The 16657-nt window shown below is 66.9% G+C and carries 18 protein-coding genes; 12 read left to right on the top strand and 6 right to left on the bottom strand.

The genetic code is table 11. The annotated features are described in order from the left end of the window. From ACIRRA_RS30640 to ACIRRA_RS30650, 3 genes are all read right to left on the bottom strand, one after another. Positions 1 to 3115, bottom strand: a 3115-nt coding sequence (locus ACIRRA_RS30640; RefSeq protein WP_402775274.1) for a hypothetical protein, incomplete at its 3' end; no start/stop codon positions are given. A gap of 65 nt (positions 3116 to 3180) precedes the next feature. Further along, positions 3181 to 4605, bottom strand: a complete 1425-nt coding sequence (locus ACIRRA_RS30645; RefSeq protein WP_402775277.1) for a hypothetical protein — start codon at positions 4603 to 4605, stop codon at positions 3181 to 3183. A 190-nt stretch (positions 4606 to 4795) separates the two neighbouring features. Continuing rightward, positions 4796 to 4951 carry a hypothetical protein gene (locus ACIRRA_RS30650; RefSeq protein ID WP_402775278.1) on the bottom strand — a complete coding sequence of 52 codons (156 nt, stop codon included), beginning with the start codon at positions 4949 to 4951 and terminating at the stop codon, positions 4796 to 4798. A gap of 342 nt (positions 4952 to 5293) precedes the next feature. Between ACIRRA_RS30650 and ACIRRA_RS30655 the strand changes: the two genes are divergently transcribed. After that, positions 5294 to 5596 (top strand): hypothetical protein, encoded by a 303-nt coding sequence (locus tag ACIRRA_RS30655; RefSeq protein ID WP_402775280.1) that lies wholly within the window; start codon positions 5294 to 5296, stop codon positions 5594 to 5596. A 509-nt stretch (positions 5597 to 6105) separates the two neighbouring features. Here ACIRRA_RS30655 and ACIRRA_RS30660 read toward each other — a convergent pair. The 3 genes from ACIRRA_RS30660 to ACIRRA_RS30670 all read right to left on the bottom strand — a co-directional run bounded on the left by ACIRRA_RS30660 (position 6106) and on the right by ACIRRA_RS30670 (position 8490). Beyond that, entirely contained in the window at positions 6106 to 6732 is a 627-nt protein-coding gene (locus ACIRRA_RS30660) for an AAA family ATPase (RefSeq protein WP_402775282.1), read from the bottom strand. An 88-nt stretch (positions 6733 to 6820) separates the two neighbouring features. Then, positions 6821 to 7633 carry an inositol monophosphatase family protein gene (locus ACIRRA_RS30665; protein WP_402775284.1) on the bottom strand — a complete coding sequence of 271 codons (813 nt, stop codon included), beginning with the start codon at positions 7631 to 7633 and terminating at the stop codon, positions 6821 to 6823. Further along, positions 7630 to 8490 carry a DUF5919 domain-containing protein gene (locus ACIRRA_RS30670; RefSeq protein WP_402775286.1) on the bottom strand — a complete coding sequence of 287 codons (861 nt, stop codon included), beginning with the start codon at positions 8488 to 8490 and terminating at the stop codon, positions 7630 to 7632. Before ACIRRA_RS30670 ends, ACIRRA_RS30665 begins: the two co-directional genes overlap by 4 nt. 189 nt (positions 8491 to 8679) lie before the next feature. Here ACIRRA_RS30670 and ACIRRA_RS30675 point away from each other — a divergent pair, with 189 nt between their 5' ends. From ACIRRA_RS30675 to ACIRRA_RS30725, 11 genes are all read left to right on the top strand, one after another. Continuing rightward, on the top strand, positions 8680 to 8910 hold the full coding sequence (locus tag ACIRRA_RS30675; RefSeq protein WP_402775289.1) for a helix-turn-helix domain-containing protein: 231 nt from the start codon (positions 8680 to 8682) through the stop codon (positions 8908 to 8910). After that, complete coding sequence (locus tag ACIRRA_RS30680; RefSeq protein WP_402775292.1) at positions 8907 to 9059, top strand: hypothetical protein; 153 nt, start codon at positions 8907 to 8909, stop codon at positions 9057 to 9059. Before ACIRRA_RS30675 ends, ACIRRA_RS30680 begins: the two co-directional genes overlap by 4 nt. Positions 9060 to 9348: 289 nt before the next feature. Beyond that, positions 9349 to 9696, top strand: coding sequence for a hypothetical protein (locus ACIRRA_RS30685; protein ID WP_402775294.1), 348 nt, complete (start codon positions 9349 to 9351; stop codon positions 9694 to 9696). After that, positions 9693 to 10385, top strand: coding sequence for a helix-turn-helix domain-containing protein (locus tag ACIRRA_RS30690; protein ID WP_402775296.1), 693 nt, complete (start codon positions 9693 to 9695; stop codon positions 10383 to 10385). The genes ACIRRA_RS30685 and ACIRRA_RS30690 overlap by 4 nt, the downstream gene beginning before the upstream one ends. A gap of 3 nt (positions 10386 to 10388) precedes the next feature. Next, positions 10389 to 11246 carry a hypothetical protein gene (locus ACIRRA_RS30695; protein ID WP_402775299.1) on the top strand — a complete coding sequence of 286 codons (858 nt, stop codon included), beginning with the start codon at positions 10389 to 10391 and terminating at the stop codon, positions 11244 to 11246. After that, entirely contained in the window at positions 11243 to 11638 is a 396-nt protein-coding gene (locus ACIRRA_RS30700) for a hypothetical protein (protein ID WP_402775302.1), read from the top strand. The genes ACIRRA_RS30695 and ACIRRA_RS30700 overlap by 4 nt, the downstream gene beginning before the upstream one ends. Next, entirely contained in the window at positions 11635 to 12036 is a 402-nt protein-coding gene (locus ACIRRA_RS30705) for a hypothetical protein (protein WP_402775305.1), read from the top strand. The genes ACIRRA_RS30700 and ACIRRA_RS30705 overlap by 4 nt, the downstream gene beginning before the upstream one ends. Next, entirely contained in the window at positions 12033 to 12941 is a 909-nt protein-coding gene (locus ACIRRA_RS30710) for a hypothetical protein (protein ID WP_402775308.1), read from the top strand. Before ACIRRA_RS30705 ends, ACIRRA_RS30710 begins: the two co-directional genes overlap by 4 nt. Continuing rightward, on the top strand, positions 12938 to 14029 hold the full coding sequence (locus ACIRRA_RS30715; protein WP_402775310.1) for a hypothetical protein: 1092 nt from the start codon (positions 12938 to 12940) through the stop codon (positions 14027 to 14029). Before ACIRRA_RS30710 ends, ACIRRA_RS30715 begins: the two co-directional genes overlap by 4 nt. Before the next feature lie 8 nt (positions 14030 to 14037). Beyond that, positions 14038 to 16056 (top strand): hypothetical protein, encoded by a 2019-nt coding sequence (locus ACIRRA_RS30720; RefSeq protein WP_402775312.1) that lies wholly within the window; start codon positions 14038 to 14040, stop codon positions 16054 to 16056. Positions 16057 to 16101: 45 nt separating this feature from the next. Then, entirely contained in the window at positions 16102 to 16623 is a 522-nt protein-coding gene (locus ACIRRA_RS30725; protein ID WP_402775314.1) for a hypothetical protein, read from the top strand. The last annotated feature ends 34 nt before the right edge of the window (positions 16624 to 16657 follow it).

Consider the following 16657-nt stretch of genomic DNA (forward strand, 5'->3'; position numbering starts at 1 on the left):
GGTTGGGCAGGTGAGCGGCGGGGTTGGCCTCGGCCAGGCGACGTCGGATCCCGGTAGCTTCGGTGATGGTGGCCAGCGCCGCGTCCCGGTCCCCGGCCTCCGCCTCCTGGTTGGCGAGGTTGTTCAATGATCCGGCCAGGTCGGGCAGGTGAGCGGCGGGGTTGGCCTCGGCCAGGCGACGGTAATGGCCGACAGCTTCGGTGATGGTGGCCAGCGCCGCGTCCCGGTCCCCGGCCTCCGCCTGCCGGTTCGCGAGAGTGTTCAGCGACATCGCCAGGTTGGGCAGGTGAGCGGCAGGGTTGTCCTCGGCCAGGCGACGGTAATGGCCGACAGCTTCGGTGATGGTGGCCAGCGCCGCCCCCCGGTCCCCGGCCTCCGCCTGCCGTACGGCGAGGTTGTTCAATGATCCGGCCAGGTCGGACAGCTGAGCGGCGGGGTTGGCCTCGGCCAGGCGACGTCGGATCCCGACAGCTTCGGTGATGGTGGCCAGCGCCGCGTCCCGGTCCCCGACCTCCGCCTGTTGGTTGGCGAGGTTGTTCAACGTCGCGGCCAGGTCGGGCAGCTGAGCGGCGGGGTTGGCCTCGGCCAGGCGACGTCGGATCCCGACAGCTTCGGTGATGGTGGCCAGCGCCGCGTCCCGGTCTCCGGCCTCCGCCTGTTGGTTGGCGAGAGTGTTCAGCGACATCGCCAGGTCGGGCAGGTGAGCGGCGGGGTTGGCCTCGGCCAGGCGACGTCGGATCCCGACAGCTTCGGTGATGGTGGCCAGCGCCGCGCCCCGGTCTCCGGCCTCCGCCTGCTGGTTGGCGAGGTTGTTCAACGTCGCGGCCAGGTTGGGCAGGTGAGCGGCGGGGTTGGCCTCGGCCAGGCGACGTCGGATCCCGACAGCTTCGGTGATGGTGGCCAGCGCCGCGCGGCGGTTTCCGGCCTGCGCCTGCTGGACGGCGAGGTTGTTCAATGATCCGGCCAGGTCGGGCAGGTGAGCGGCGGGGTTGTCCTCGGCCAGGCGACGGTAATGGCCGACAGCTTCGGTGATGGTGGCCAGCGCCGCGTCCCGGTCCCCGACCTCCGCCTGCCGGATCGCTAGGTTGTTCAACAGCCGTGAATGCTCTGGGGTGTCGCGGCCGTTAGTCACTGTGTTGTAGCTGCGGGTTGCGGCGATCAGAGCGAGAGTGCTGAGGGTGTGACCTGAGGGTATGAGGTCAGCAAGTTGCGTGAGGGGTAGGGGTGTGTCTGGGTGTCGGGCCAGGGTTTCCAGCGGGCCGGCGAAGGGGCCGCCATGGGTGAGGGCGATTTGAAGCGCGGCGGGCCATTGGTCGGGGTGGCGGGTGAGGATACGGGCGGCGAGAGTGGCGGCGGTATCGGGGTTGCTGTCCGCGGCACGGGTGAGTGCCCGTGCGAGGGGGAGCATTTCGCCGTGGGTGCAGGCATGGTCGACGGCGGCGTCGAAATAGGGGGTGTCTGTGCCGAAGAGGGTGGTGATGAGGTGGTCGGCGAGGGCGTCGGGGCGTAGCGCGAGTCGTTCGGTGGTGGTGTCGTGGATGAAGGGGCGGAGGGCTTCGGCGAGTTCGGTAGGGCGGACGCTGGTGTATGCAGGGAGCCCGAGCGCGGTGAGTGTGCTGGTGAGAGCCATAGGTGGGGGTGTGAGCAGGCTGATGCCGGCGATCATGCGCCGCAAGGTTTCCGGCGGCACGGGTGGCCGGTGCCGGGTGGTGAGGGCGTTGTTCCAGTTGTCGAATTCCCGGTCGAGGATTTCCTCGTAGAGCGTGGACTGCTCGGTCGGCAGGTGTGCGGGGTTGTGGGTGGCGATCCAGGCATGGAAGACGAGGTCGAGGGTGGTCCAGCGGTGCGCACCACCGGGGGGGTCGAGGGTGGGTTCGCCGGGGGTGTCAGTGAGTGCGGCGAACGCGCGGTAGGCGCGGCGGTAGACGGTTTCGGGGTGGGGATGCCCGTCGTCGAGAGCGAGGTCGGGATGTCGGTCGACTCGGATACCGGCCTTGTCGAGGGCACGGTCGAGTGCCGGTGACCAGTCACCGGTGTCGCGGGCGGTCATCACGACCACGGTGCGCTGGCGCCGGGTATTCAGGTGCCGCAGCAGGGTGACCAGTGTGGCGGTCGGGGTGGCCTCGATGTAGTCGATCACGATCAGCAGCGGCTGGTTGACCCGGGCTAGCCATTCCCATGCCAGGGTGTCGCTGGCGGTGAGCAGGTCCTCGCGTAGGAATCCGGTGTGCCAGCCCGCAGCGGTGAGCTGGTGGGCGAGTTCTGCGGCGAGGCGGGTTTTGCCGCAACCGGCGACCCCCCGGATAGTGGCCAGACGGGGCCGCCTCATGGGATCGGGGGCGTGGCACCACTGCAGGAGTTGGTCGAGTTCGGGGCGGTCTTGGAAGCGGATGACGTTGTTGCGGGCGCGGATGTGAGCCAGCGGCCCGGCCGTGCCAGGGTGGTCGTGGTAGGCGGGGTCCAGGGGCGGTAGGTGTGGCCAGTCCGGCATCGGCAGCGGGTCGGGGGCGGGGTAACTCAGGCCGATATCGATGCCGAGGTGCCAATGCCAGCGGTCACCGGTCAGGATCTCCCCACCCCGGTCGACGGCGTGTTCGACCGTGACGGTGTCGCTGCCGCGGTGGCGGTGATGGCGGGCGATGGCCGCGATGTCGACGGCGGCGAATTCCCCGCTGCCCTGCCAGGCTGTTCGCAGCCCTGCACCCGGCCACCGGGGAGCGGCGGTGTGCACGGGCTCGTCGAACGGGTAGGCAGTGGTGATGCTGCCGTGGTGGCCGGCACCGGTCCAGTCGCCGCGCAGCCAGACCACAACTAGGGCGTGCCCCGCCTGCCCGGTGCGGGCGGGGTCGACGAGCACGATGATCGGGTGCAGCCCGGCGTCCAGGCACGCCCCGGCGAACGCGACCGACAGGTCCAGGCAGTTCGCGTAGCGGGGCCGGACGAACACCTCGTCCGGGGTGCGGATGTCCTGCAGGTCACCGGTACTGGTGAAAGGCTCGTCGGCGTAGTCGGTCCCAGTGGCGGCGAACCCGTCGAACACCCTGCGCAATCGCAACTCCGGCGCCGCCGCCGACGGTCCTGGCAGCGTCACCCCCTCGGACACGACCCTTGCCATCACCCTGGTCTGTACATACCGCACCAGATCCAGCGGCCGGGACTGATTCCACTGCGGCCACCCACTCACGACACAGCCACCCCTGTCTCGGGATCGGCGTCGGTCTCCGGTTCCCATCCGTCACCGGGTGCGGCCACCACCAGCCGGGCCTGCCCCCACACCGGTGCTCCGTCGTCAGGGTCACGGGCTTCCACCACCACTTCGTGGACACCGGCCGGGAGGTCGGGAAGCATTGCCTCCCAGCGGTTGCCACGCATCACCATCGGCACCCGCACCCCCGCCACGGTCACGGACGCTGCGGTGCCCGGCCCTTCCGTACCGAATACTTCCGCGGCGATGGTGTGTTCGCTCCCGGTCCACACCACGTCTTCGAGGTCGAGACCCAGCCACGGCCGGTCCGGGCTGTCACCACCGCGGCGGGGCACTGTGCCCCCGAGTAGCGCGGTCAGCAGGTCTCGCACTCCCGCCGTGGCGCCCATGTCGCCGTGTTTCTCCAGCACCGGATGCCACCGGCCCGGCAGCTCACTCAACTCGGGCGGGATCGCCGACACCATCGGCACCGTGCCGTCACCGAACCACCCGACATTCCCCCGCCACGACGGATCCTCGGCCGTCACCCGCAGCCGGCCCCCGGCCACACCCGCCCAATGCGGAGTCGCATGCCCCCGCGAATAGAACGGCACCAACTCCGGCACCTCCGATTCCTGCCAGAGCGCCGTCATCCGATCATGCACCCCGGCCGCCTCCCGCGCCCTCGCCACGAACCGCGCACCGGCTCCCGCATCGCCGGCCGCCCGCACCAGCTCAGGCGCCAGGTCGGTCGGTTCGCACACTCTGTCGGTGATCTGGACCGCGGGATACTGCGGCAGCAACTCGTGAGCTCCGGGCCACTCGCGTATCACTCGCGTCGCGCCAGGATGCCGCAACCCTCCCAAGCGCAATCCGTTGACCAGCACATCGAGCGCTTTCGGCGCGCCGCGGAACGGGGTACCCAGCGTGATCAGCGCCCGGCACATCTTCCCGCCCCCGAAATCGGCCACCCACGACCGGGCGACCAGCCCACCCATCGAATGCGCCAGAACCACCACCCCCCGCTGCGCGGCCTCGGTCCCCGCCAACGCCCGATCCAATCGCTGCGCCGCGACCGTAACCGACCGCCGGAAGTCGTACGGCATCCGCAGCACATCCGTTTGCGCGGGAATTGGCACCCCGTCCAGGTAATCCACCACAGTCAGCTGCGGACCGAACCACCGGCGCAGGTTCGCGATCATCCCGTCGTACCCCGATACCGCGACCAACCCCGGGATGACCGTCATCGTGTCGACCAGACCCACCGGCTCAAGATCATCGCCGTCGAGCGACACCACATCCGGTGCACACACCGCCCGCGCGATCTTCGCGGCAGCCAGATCCCACACCGGCCGACCGTCCCGCGCCAGCACGCTGCCACCGATACCTGGAAGCTGAACAATCAGATGCTTCAACACCATTCGAACCCCCGAACGAAACGCCCACCGACGACACTGAACTCTAATGCCACCGCCAAACCCGCGCGCTGAGAACGCGAAATCGGCTATACCACCGGCTAATTGATAGCAAGCACCTTCGAAACGTGCACCAGGGCAACTGAAATGCCGCATATCGCGCTGACCGAACCGGCCAGCTCGCCGCGCCCGCGCGCTAGATGATGTCGTCTGGCGGAGGTAGCAGCGGGTACGGGCGGGTGCGGTTCTGCTCCTCGATCCGCGCCCGGCACTCCGGGCACATCATCGACATGTAGCCCTGCCCGACCGGGCGTTCGCCGCAGATCTGGCACATTTTCTGATCGTCCGACACGCGCAGATCATAAGTGACCGCTCGGCTACTATTCGCACATGGGTTCGAATGACCGGCGTCGTGTCTGGTATCTGCACCCGGACGGCTACGCCATCGATAACGACGAGCTCGTCCAGACTCCGCGTGGGTGGGTGCTCCCGACGCCGATCTTCTGCTCAAGCCCAGAACGCCACGTGCTCAGGGAGAGCCGGTCGACGCTCGGATGGACCGCGTGCCGCCTCGCGGGCTGCTCCCGCGGTCATCTCGTCCACACCTGCGGCCGGTGCGGTGCCCGGGTGTATCAGCCGGAACTCGGCCCGGGCTGTAGCCCGTTGGTGTTCGACGGACGGGACGGTGTCAGCGATGGCATCTGACCACCTCCTCGCCGCGGTCCTGGATGTCCTCGCCGAGGTCGATCCGGCCGAGATGTTCGACAGGCGCGACGTGCTGCGCGCGGTCCGCCCGGCGGTCGATCCGGCGCCGGGCCTGGACGACGTCGACGAGGTGCTCGCGCTGCTCGCCTTGCCGATGCTCGGCGGAGTCGTCGTGGTGTATGACGGCGTCTATCGGACCGGGGCGGCGGCCGAGATCGTGGTCGCGGGGTTGCAGCGGCTCGCCGACGCCGTGCGCGTGGTCGACGACGAGGATCTGGCCGACCGATATTGAACGCGCCGGAAGGCATTGCGGCGCTACCGATGCCGAACAGGTGGTGCCGGCCACCGCCAGCCACGCTGAAGGCTGTCCGGCATGGAAGTGATGATCATGATCCGGATCTGATGAAATCGCCACCGGTTCACGGGGTCGGTCGGGTCGAGCCCCGCACGCCGAAGACACTGGCTCTGTTCGTCGTTCATGCTTGGGTTGACGTCGGGCAATGGCCGGGCGCTGCCGCGGACACGCGAATGTCCGCCATTGGCACGGACCTTGCTCCGTCTCGTGCCGGAATGTCCACTTCTGCGGCCGTCGAACACGCGGAACTGGCACGTATCTGGCATTGAAGCGCGCCCGTGCGCAAATGTGCAGGTCAAGGTGTGCCCTCGGCGGGATTCGAACCTGCGGCACCCGCTCGTGCCTACCTATGAGTTAAGCCCAAGAGGGGGTGATGCGGCGAAATGGCCGGGTCGACTCCGTCGGTCGATCGGCGAGTCGACTCGCGACTCGGGCAGGCGCGCGGTTCAGTAGTTCCGGACAACGTAATCAACGACTCCCTGAGCTGCATCTTCGATACCTGAGTCGAGAACGTGAGCGCGATAGGCGTCCCAGTCTGCCAGCTTGCCGATGTCGCGTTCTGCACCGCGGTAGCTCATGCGGTCACGAATCTGATTCGGCATAGCAGAGATCCAAATCGTCCTCACCAGCGGCAGAGGAACCAAAACCGTTGACATGAGGTGTTCCGAGAGCGCGACGCCTCTCCTCGCCGCTGCCTGAACATGTCCGATGAACGGCGCATCCACAATCACTGGAACCCGGACGCCGATCACGAACGCCTGGTGCACGAAGGCCCTGTAGATGTGCGGGTTGACTACGCGCATGTATTCGTTGCTGTCCCTGTCATACGGATTGCCAGTCAGTTCGGCCATCACGGACTCTTCGAGGTCTGGCGCGAACGCATCCTTGTCGATGATGACCGCATCGATGAGATCCGCGAGATAACGTGCGGCTGTTGACTTGCCGGAGGCAGGAAACCCGCAGACGACCGTCACTCCGATGGCTGCCTGTTCCGCGATTTGATCGAGAGCTTCCGTCATCGGTAGCCGTGCCTCAGCTTGGGATTGAATCGCTGGTCTGGTCGCCGGATTCATCATTCCTCCTCGGCACAGCAGGGCTGACGTTCACCTACTTGTCATGCAGGGCATAGCCAGTCTCGCAGAGTCAGGTGAAGTGCGACTATCAGCCCTCTGCGCCCTCCATCGCAATGGCGATCAACTCGAGCAACGACGCGGAGATGCCGGGGTTTGCTGCGACGGTATGCGCTGAGTGCATCGTGTGCGGGCTGCCGTCGGAATCAGTGACGAGGGCCCCGCTTTCGCGTGCGATGACAACGCCCGCGGCCATGTCCCAGGGCTTGTTCGTCAGCAGGATGCACGCATCTGTTCGGCCTTCCGCCACCCAGGCCAGATCGAGTGCAGCTGACCCGAACATGCGTACCCGTTCAGCTTGGGCTGCCAGTGCGGTTGTCACGGCAAGTCGATGCCGGTTCTTGTTGGACGCATCGTCGCCGACTGCGTAGTCACCGATCGAAATGATCGCCTGCGAAACAGATTGTGTATGACTAGCTTTGATGCGATGGCTGTTGCAGAAGGCACCGTGTCCGGCTGAGGCGTAGTACTCCAGGTTCAGGAGTGGCGCGACGATCACACCCAGAACCGGAACGTCGTTCTGGGTCAGTGCGAGAGAGACTGCGCACAGCGGTACGCCGTGAATGAAGTTCGACGTTCCGTCGATCGGATCCAATACCCAGCGAAATTCGGGAGCGACATGCTCTGGATCGTTCGGTTCCTGCTCCTCTCCAAGAAACCCGATATCCGGCGTAGCCCGCCCAAGGTGCTCCCGAATCGAACGCTGAATCTGCAGGTCGAGGTCCGTTACAAAGTCGCGGTCACCCTTGGAATGAACCTCGCCGGGCCCCACGGTACCCAGCAGCCGACCGCCTTCAGCTGTCGCTGAGCGGGCGAGCTCCAGCAGGCCGTCCAGACCCTTCATTCGGTAGCCCTCTCTGTGCTGTCTGCCCACATGCCTTCGAAGACTTCCGAAAACGTACCGTAGAGCCCTGCGGTATCGGACTTGCGGGCGACGAAGGTCGGCGACTCGACGCCCCGCGCGCTGGGGAGATAGGGCTGCATGACGCAGATCATTGAATCGATAATGGTGATGTTGAACCGGATGGACTGATCGTAGACCCTGATCAGAAGCCTTCCAGGAGTCTCCGGAGTAACCCGCCGTCGAACTCGCTCAAGGGTTCGGATGTTGGTATCGGTCAGGTTCGTGAGCAGGCCGGTTGGGTGCCCCTCTTCAACCTCACGAGCATGGATCGAGGTCCCCGCAGGGTCAAGGAACAGGCAGCGGATGGTTGTGCCGTTTTCAAGCAGTCGGAGGACGTCGGTGTCGGAATACTGCTGGCACAGCATGTTCAACGACAGTCCGGCCATGTCGATCGTACGGGCAGTCTTGAACAACTCCTGCGGCGGCATAGCCCGCAGAAAGTCAATCCTGGTCGCGTAGACAGCTTCCACGTCAGCCAGATTCCGTGCGTTCGGTGGCTTCGTCGCGGAGCCGGCCACGCGCGGCTCCCGGACGAGATCCTCGGGATTCCCGGAGTACTCCTCGAAAAGCTCGGCTATCGACCAGTTCGGGAACATCCCCTCAAGGATCCGGCAGTGGTCAGGAAAGGGAAGACTGGAGATCTCCCCCGAGAGCCACCGGTAGAACTGGGCCTTCTTCGGCCCGTACCCGACGAGAGCAGGATCGAGCCTCTTCGCGAGCTTGTCGTATTCGCGATTGAACGCCGAAACCGTTTGGAGGTGGCGTTGTTGGAGGAGTGCCTTTAGGACGGTGCCCATAATCGTCTGCCTTGCAGGAGATTTCGGAGGCTTGAGAAGACTCTAGCACGACTAAGAGACACAGAAGAGACCTTCGAGGAACATCGCTGCGAAAGGTGATACCTAGCGGGAGACGCGGCGGGACAAGGTCAAAAAACACCCTGAGTGGACAGGTTTTCCGGACTTTTCCACCCAGAGGAGTGAACTCAGTTGGCCACCAAACGTCAGTCAGCCGCCGATGTCCGAAGCGAGCGCGGACTCATCAGTCTGAAAAAGGCTGCGGCTCTTGTCGATGTCGATCGCAAGACGATTCTGCATTGGATCGATGCCGGACTGCTGCAGGGTTACAAGCTGAACGGCAGCATGTGGCGCGTCAACCTCCATGAGGTGCTCGCGCTCGTCCATCCGGTGACCATCAGCGACACGGATGGTGCAGCGTGAGGGCTCGCACCGTCATGATCATGTTCATAGCGCTGGCCATGGTCTATGCCCTGGTCAGGCATCCCGACGTCATGTTGGTCCCGGCGTTCTTGGTCGGCATTTACATCCTGTTGCGTCCGCGTCAGAGCTGGCTGCGGGGTCGGCGATGAACAGCCGCCACGATGTGCGTTACCAGATCGCGCTGTCTACCTATGGCCGCGCTGAGTACGACGCAAATGGACTGCTACTCAAAGGATTCCAGTCGGCCCCGCTGCGTTGGCGTCTTCCGATCTTATACGGACTGACGCTGTTTGGGGCCGGTGTCGTGGCCGGGCTGATGCTCGGCGAGGGCAGCCCGGGGGACGCGCCGTCGCCGAATGTGTGCCGCGCCGACGAGGTTTCGCGGATCGACTGCGTCCACGTCTCCGCTGTCGCACCGACTCCGGTGGGGGTGTCGCGATGAACTGGACCTCATTGTTCGGGCCGAAGGCCGTGCTGGAAGCCGAGAACGAGCGGTTGCGCCGTGTGCTCGCGGAGCGAGATGCGCGGGTCGCGCAGTTGTCGGCCGCGCTGGATGACGCGCTCGACCGCGAGCAGCTGCATTCACTGTCGGCTCCGCACGAGCGATTGACGCCCGCGGCGGTGCTGGATCGGTACGGCCAGCATCGCGCGGAGCACCCGCAACAGTCTGCGGTGCAAACAGGTCGCGGGACCGCCGCCCAGGCGATCGTCCGGCCATGGATGACGCCGTTGGAGGTCACCGCCGCAGGTGTTCCTGCATCGGCTGATCGGAGGCGGTCGCGATGAGTACCGACACCACTGTTGAAGTGCCGCAGCCAGATTCGGTGATGAGCGCCGAGGCCGCGCGGGAGCTGACCGACACCATCCGCGCCCGTGTCGCGCAAGTTTGGGACCTGATCAAGCAGGCGTACACCGCCCGAGTATGGGAGGCGCTCAGCTACGGCAGCTGGGATGCCTACTGCGCGGCCGAGTTCGACGGAGCCCAGCTGCGGATTCCACGCGAGGAGCGGTCAGAGATCGTGGCCTCGCTGCGCGAGATCGGTATGAGCAGCCGTGCGATCGCCGCCGCGACCGGGCTGGCCCGCGGGACCATCCTCAAGGAACTGGATCAGGTGGATCAAATTGAACCACCTGACTCGGTGGTCGGTTTGGACGGCAAGACCTACCAGCCGAAAACCGCTGACCGCGAATCGGATCCGGTAGATGACGCCGCCGACAAGCAGCCCGAGCCGGGCGGCCAGCCCACACCGCAGCGGCGTCGGCGGCCCCCGATCACCGAGTCGTTCGACACCACCCGCGGGGAGTTACTGACCAAGGCCAACACGCTGGCCAAGTTGGCGGCCGATGCCCGGTTCGACCAGCACGCCGAGCAGCTCTCGCACCGGTTCCGCAGCGACCTTCTGCGCGCTCGGGACGCCCTGCAAACGGTCATCGACCGTCTCCCCGATCTTTCCGACCGTCCCGAGGAGGGATGACCGATGCATCTCGTCGACCCCGAAAACCCCGACAACCCGAAGACCACCGTGGTCAGCAAGATCGAGGAGGTTGATTCCGCGCTGGCACGGCGCTGGCTGGAATGCAACCCGAACAACCGGCCGATCCGGCAGGTGCGGGTGCAGCAGTACTACGACGACATGGTCTCGGGCCGTTGGCGTTTCAACGGCGAAGCGATCAAGTTCGGTCCCGACGGCGAGCTCCTCGACGGCCAGCACCGGCTGCAGGCGATCGCCCGCACCACCGGGATGAGTTTCCCGATGCTGATCGTGCGCGGTCTGTCCCCGGAGGTCCAGGTCACCATGGACCAGGGCGCGAAACGCACCCCGGGGGATCAGCTCACCCTGACCGGGATCGCCAGCCACAACGTGACCGTGGTCGCTGCGGCGCTGCGCGTCTACATGGTGTGGATGGAAGGCAACCTCTTCGGCGAAGCCAGCCGCGGAACCAGCCAATCCACCACCAAGGTAGTCGAATTCGCCAGCGCCTACCCCGAACTGGTCACGATCGCCGACCGATACACCGCCCTCGCGCGCCGGTTGAAAGCCCGCCCTGCGGTGGCGTGCGCGGTCGCGATCCGGCTCACCGAGATCGACCCGATCGCAGCCGCGGAGTTCGTGCGGCTGTGGGACAGCGGCGTCGGATTGGCCGCCGACTCCCCGATCCTCGCCCTGCGAGACCGCCTGGATTCCATCCGCGTGACCCGTCTCCGGGTCAGCGACCGCGACCAGATCGGCCTGATCGTCACCGCCTGGAACCTGTGGCGGCGCGGGCGCGCGGTCACGAAGTTGCAGCGTCCCAAGGGGGGATTCACGGCCGAGAACTTCCCGGAGCCGAGATGACCACGCAGCGAAGGGAACCGGCAGAACTCGCCGCTCTGCGTGTCGAGCGCAACCGTCTCCGCACCGTGCACTTCGTCCTGTCCGACATCGTCAACGCCGCCTGCGACACGTCGCAGCAGAAGGGCTACCGCGACTGCGCCGCCGAGGAGGCCAAACGCGTCCACTGGGCAGCGGTGTACAAGCCTGTCCTGGCCGAGTTCCTGGCTGCCTCGGAGGCTTACAGCGAGGCGCGCTGGGGCAGCGAGTCGGTCACCGAATCCCGCGCTGCGACCGACCGGGCCTACGCGAACGACCCGGACATGCGTGCGCTGGTCGTGAAGGCCCGCGCGGATCTGGCGGCCCGCCGGCAGTCCGGTAAGTCGGTGGAGCGTGATCGGCGGCGGTCGCGATGAACGCCCGATTCCATGACCCCGAAGGCAAGCGGTACGGGATTCCCACCTACCCGTGGAAGACGGCGCCGACGCATTTGCGGACCGAAAGTCAACTGGCCCAAGACAAGCGGCGCCCGGGCGGTGAAGCCCAAGCGCAGGTGCTGGGTACCAGCCGTCGCTTTGGCCGGTTGCAGGCGTACCTGTACGACCCAGCGGAAGCGGTGCCCAAGCTTAAATCCTCGGACGCGCAGCTGGAGTCGCTGAGGATCGCTCGTTGGGTGCGGTCGGCGAACGCGTGCGAGGACCGCGGGATCGACGCCACCGATATGCGGGAGCTGATTGCGCAGGCCCGCGCCGATCTGGCGGCCCGCCGCCAAACCCGCCGGCGTGGCGAGCGTGATCGGAGGCGGTCACGGTGAGCTGCGCATGCGGAACCGGCCAGGCCAAGGGCCTTGGGCTGTGCGCGACCCACTATGCCGAGTACCGGCGGCGCCAGATCACGTACGGGCGCTGGAATCCGCGGGTGCCCGCAGACGCGGTACGCGCCCACGTGGAGGCGATGCGCGCCGCCGGGGTGAACCAGAACCAGCTGGCCAAGCTGACCGGCGTCGCCCAGCCCTCCCTGTCCCGGATCATGGCCACCGGCCCGGACAAGCAGATCGCGGCGTGGGTGGAAGCCGCAGTGCTGGCGGTACCGGTGCCCGAGCGGGCCGCCGCAGTGACCACCGACACCGCTCTGGTGTCGATCCTGGGTGCCCGCCGGCGCTTTCAGGCGTTGGTGGCGTCTGGGTATCCGGCGGCGCAGCTGGCGCGGGAGCTGGGCGTGACTCGCACCAATCGCACCATTCATTCGCTGATGGGCCACCGTGCCGACAGCGACGGGCGTGTCACGCAGGAGATTTCGGCTGAGCGTGAGCGTGCGGTCAAAGCCCTGTTCGACCGGTTGCAGATGACGCCGGGCCCGTCGGCGCAGTCGCGGGCGTTGGGGGAGCGGCGCGGGTGGCCGCTGCCGATGGAGTGGGACGAACACGCCCTGGACGACCCGAATGCCCGTCCGGTCCGGGCGCGCTGGACCCCGGGATCAGCGTGGGAGGAACGGCGCGAGCAGGTCGCCGCGCTGACCGCCCGCGGTCTGACAGAGAACGAGATCGCCGACCGGCTTGGGACCAACGCCCGCCAGGTCGCCCGCGACCGCGCCCGCCACAACGAACGCACCGAAGCCACGGCGCGCGAACCGAATTCGGCCGCCGTCGCCGTCCGAACCCGCCGCGATATCCCCGCCCACCGGACCACCCCGACGCCAGATAGGAGGCGCAGCCGATGACCCAGGTCAATGCCGACCGCTACGTCACGCTGGACCGCCACCACCGCGTCCAGATAATCGACGGGCTCCGCGCCGCCGGGCTCACCTACACCGAAATCCGGGAACTGCTCGGGGTCTCGCTGCGGCAGATCGAAACCGTGCTCGGTGAGGCAGAAACCTTGCGCGCCCAGGGATTCCGCACCAAGGAGATCGCCGCCGAACTCGGGATCCCGGTCGGATCGCTGGGGCGGGTGTTGCCGGCGCGGCGGCGCGGCACCCTTACCGCTCGGCAGGACGAGGTTCTGGCCGGGGTGACGCACATGCGCGGCATGCAGGTCGACGTCCTTGCCGAGTACCTGAACGTGCTGGAATCCACCGGGTACGCGCTGGTGCGAGAGCTGATCACCAAGGGCATGTTGTGCGAGCTGAAGAAGGTTCAGCGCGGCCGGGCGTGGGTGTACGCACCGCCGCAGGTCGAGCACCGCTATCTGGGGTGGAAGCCGCGGGAATGGACCCCGCCGCTGATGTACGCCGAGCACTACCGCGCCGTCGCCCAGGCCCGGATCATGCTCGTCGGCAACGACCGGCGGGCGTTCATCTCCGAACGCACCCTGCGCCACGACGCCACCCGCGCCGCCAAGCTCGCCGCCGAAAACCGCCGCGGTGCACCGGTGCTGGAGTTCTCCACCGGCCGCGAGCCGATCCCCGGACGCCCGCACATTCACGACGGCCGGTTCCTGGGTGTCGTGCGCGGCACCTACGGCTGGTGGGCACTGGAGGTCGAACTCTCGGTCAAGGACGCCGACTACATGGACACCGCGTTGCGAGGCGCGATCCGCGCAGCTCATGACGCCTACCCGTACTCGATGGTCGGGCTGCTGTACCTGTGCCGCAGCGCGGCGGTGCTGAAAAACGTGGAGGCCGCAGCCGACCGGCTGCAAGCCGAATCCGAATTCAAGAATTCACCACTGGATTTGCGCATCCAGGACTTCGACAAGCAGTGGGAGTCGTTCCTCAAGGCCCGCAACTCGATGCGTGAGGCCAAGCGCGAGGAAAAGCGCGAGCGCGAAGCAAAACGACAGTCCCACACCACCTCTCAAGCCTCATAGGAAACATCATGACCAACGACTGCGTCCCCCTGATCACCCCCGCCGACTGCGGCCCGACCACCGTCACCAGCGCACCGCTACCTGAAACCCCGACCCCGACAAGCCTGTTCGCGCCATTCACACCGGAAGCCCCGCCCGGTACCCCGCCGCAGGTGCAGGCGGTCACCGACCCGATCACCCACCTGTCGGGCCCGAACCTCGCACATGCCGGCCACGTCGCAGAGACCGCGCTGGCTTGCGGGGCCGGGCTGGCGGCGATGCTCGTGCTGATCGTGGCCGTGGCCGCAATCCGCCCGCTGGAGCCGCATCGGCTGCGCAATTTCGCCGCCGCCGCATGGGCATTGCCGCTGACCTCCGCGGCGGCCGGCGGGTCGTGGTCGACACCCTTGAGCCTGCTGTGGGAAGGCGCGGCCCACCTCGCCGACGGACAGTTGGGCGGGTTGTCGATGATGACGATCCTCGGCCTGCCCGCGACCATGGTCGCCGCGTCGCTGTGGTGGGCGCATTTCCTGGTCAAGACCGACACCGTCGGATTGAAGTCGCTGCGCCGCACCAAACGCGTGCAGGACTCTCTCACCACCCGCCGGCATCAGGCGGCGGCGCGAGCGGCGAAACTCGGTGCGCCCCTGCACCGGGGCCATGACATCGTGCTGGGCACTCTCGTCGAGACCGTCAGCTACAAATCACCCGGGGTCTGGCGGTCGCTGACCAAGCGGCACGAACCGTGGCTGGCGGTCCCGTATGCCGATGCCAAGAAGCAGCAGTGCTTGTTCGGTACCACTGGCAGCGGCAAAACCACTCTCTACGAGCAGTATTCCGAGGCGCTGTTCGACTACGAGTGGCGGGCCTGGCAGAAATGGGCGGGCGTGCCGGGCATGGCGGGCAAGCACTCACGGCCGTTGCTGGCGATGATCTCCTGCAAGGGCGGAACCGACGACCACGAACTCGGGCTTTCCATCCGCAAGACCATGATCGCCCGGGGCGTGGACCCCAAACGCATCGCGTTGGTCGGGGTGCCTGGGATGGAAACCCTCGACGCCTGGGACAAGACCCCGGCCCGGGATCTGCGGGCGATGGTCGCGGCACTGCTGGCCGCGACCAGTGAGGCGACCACCGCCGAGGGCCAGCACTTCGAATCGATGCAAACCCGCATCGCTGCCCTGGTGGTGGACAACCCGACCGGCAAGCCCCGCAACCACATCGAGTTCCTGGAACTGCTGATCGAGGCCAACCTCAAGAAGGCATGGAATTACGCCCCCGATGTGGTGCGCCAGATCGATGCCATGCAGGCCGAGAAAGTGCCCCAGCTCGACGACGCGCTGATCAAATGCACCAACCTGTTCGAAGACCTCAAAGACACCAACGGGCGCATGGTCTTCGACGACGGCGTCGACCTCGACGACCTCGACGTGCTGTTCATGACCGTCCCAGCCCTGGACAAGGACGCCGCCCGCGCCCAGGTCGCGATGACCCTGCGACTGCTGATGCAGCGCGCCGGACGCACCGCGAAAGCTCTGCGGCGCAGCGTGATCCTGTTCATCGACGAACTCTCGGCCCTGACCACCAAACACGGGTCCATCGGGATCGAGGACATCGCCGAGCGGGGCCGCTCCCAGAAGATCGCCATGGTGTTCTGCGGTCACGGCCCCGAAAGCGTCGTGCCGGACGCCTGGTCGCTGGGACGGCTGCTGAAATCCTGCGCCGGCGGAGTCTTGTTGGGCTACATGGAAAACGCGGGCGAGCTGTGCAAACACGCCGGATCCGTCCCGGTCATGCTGTCCTCACGGCACCTGATCAAAGGCCAGCGCCACGGCGACGAAGGCCAAGTCTCCATCGGTGAGAAATGGCTGGTCGACCCCGCCCGAGTCAGCCGGTTCGACACCGGCGAGTTCGTGTTCTTCAAACAGGGCCACGCCGACTACGGCCGCGTCGTATTGCGCAACAAATCCGAACAGACCCGCCTGCCCGGCACCGCGCCCGCCCCTGCCCCGCGCACCGGCGACGACCCCACCCCCGCCACCGCATAACCCCGCCCTCATCTCCTGCGCGAATCCGATTGGAGCACCACAACTATGCGCATCTTCCGTGACCACGACGGCGACGACCACGACGACGAGCAGTCCCGAAAGGGCATCAACCGCGACGAGATCGCCGCGCACGCCGAGGTGATGTACGACGAGATCGCCGACTACCTCGCCGATCCCGCCGCCTACGACACCAACCTCGACGAGACGATCGCGCGCTCGCCGGCCAAGCCCATCCTGCGGCTGGTCCCGCCCCTGCCCACACCGCAGCCGTCCACGACCGCCACGCCCGCGGAATCGGGCGACCCGGCGCCGGTCTTGCCGACGAAACCCCCTACCCGTGGCCAGATCTGGCGCGCGAGCGCGGCCGGTTCCTTCGTTGTGGTCGGTCTGGCCACCACCGCGGCGTGGGGACAGTCCGCCGAGGTCGGCGCCCCCGTCGTCCTCTACGGGCTGGGCTGGATCGCCTACCTGGCCTGGAACGCCGCTCGCCGCCCGTCTCCGTCGCTGGCGCTGGCCACCTTCACCGAACACCGCGCCGCCCGCGCCCAGCAGCCTGGCCTCCACTGACCCCCGTAATTCACCACAAAGGAAGGGAAACACC

It is taken from the genome of Nocardia sp. NPDC101769 (assembly GCF_044766925.1).
Classification (GTDB): domain Bacteria; phylum Actinomycetota; class Actinomycetes; order Mycobacteriales; family Mycobacteriaceae; genus Nocardia.

What these genes read in the sequence shown, in the direction of transcription:
- ACIRRA_RS30700 (WP_402775302.1), top strand. Translation starts at nt 11,243, where the DNA reads ATGACCACGCAGCGAAGGGAACCGGCAGAACTCGCCGCTCTGCGTGTC.
- ACIRRA_RS30695 (WP_402775299.1), top strand. Translation starts at nt 10,389, where the DNA reads ATGCATCTCGTCGACCCCGAAAACCCCGACAACCCGAAGACCACCGTG.
- ACIRRA_RS30720 (WP_402775312.1), top strand. Translation starts at nt 14,038, where the DNA reads ATGACCAACGACTGCGTCCCCCTGATCACCCCCGCCGACTGCGGCCCG.
- ACIRRA_RS30725 (WP_402775314.1), top strand. Translation starts at nt 16,102, where the DNA reads ATGCGCATCTTCCGTGACCACGACGGCGACGACCACGACGACGAGCAG.
- ACIRRA_RS30670 (WP_402775286.1), bottom strand. Translation starts at nt 8,490, where the DNA reads ATGGGCACCGTCCTAAAGGCACTCCTCCAACAACGCCACCTCCAAACG.
- ACIRRA_RS30665 (WP_402775284.1), bottom strand. Translation starts at nt 7,633, where the DNA reads ATGAAGGGTCTGGACGGCCTGCTGGAGCTCGCCCGCTCAGCGACAGCT.
- ACIRRA_RS30660 (WP_402775282.1), bottom strand. Translation starts at nt 6,732, where the DNA reads ATGAATCCGGCGACCAGACCAGCGATTCAATCCCAAGCTGAGGCACGG.
- ACIRRA_RS30705 (WP_402775305.1), top strand. Translation starts at nt 11,635, where the DNA reads ATGAACGCCCGATTCCATGACCCCGAAGGCAAGCGGTACGGGATTCCC.
- ACIRRA_RS30655 (WP_402775280.1), top strand. Translation starts at nt 5,294, where the DNA reads ATGGCATCTGACCACCTCCTCGCCGCGGTCCTGGATGTCCTCGCCGAG.
- ACIRRA_RS30715 (WP_402775310.1), top strand. Translation starts at nt 12,938, where the DNA reads ATGACCCAGGTCAATGCCGACCGCTACGTCACGCTGGACCGCCACCAC.
- ACIRRA_RS30645 (WP_402775277.1), bottom strand. Translation starts at nt 4,605, where the DNA reads ATGGTGTTGAAGCATCTGATTGTTCAGCTTCCAGGTATCGGTGGCAGC.
- ACIRRA_RS30685 (WP_402775294.1), top strand. Translation starts at nt 9,349, where the DNA reads ATGAACTGGACCTCATTGTTCGGGCCGAAGGCCGTGCTGGAAGCCGAG.
- ACIRRA_RS30690 (WP_402775296.1), top strand. Translation starts at nt 9,693, where the DNA reads ATGAGTACCGACACCACTGTTGAAGTGCCGCAGCCAGATTCGGTGATG.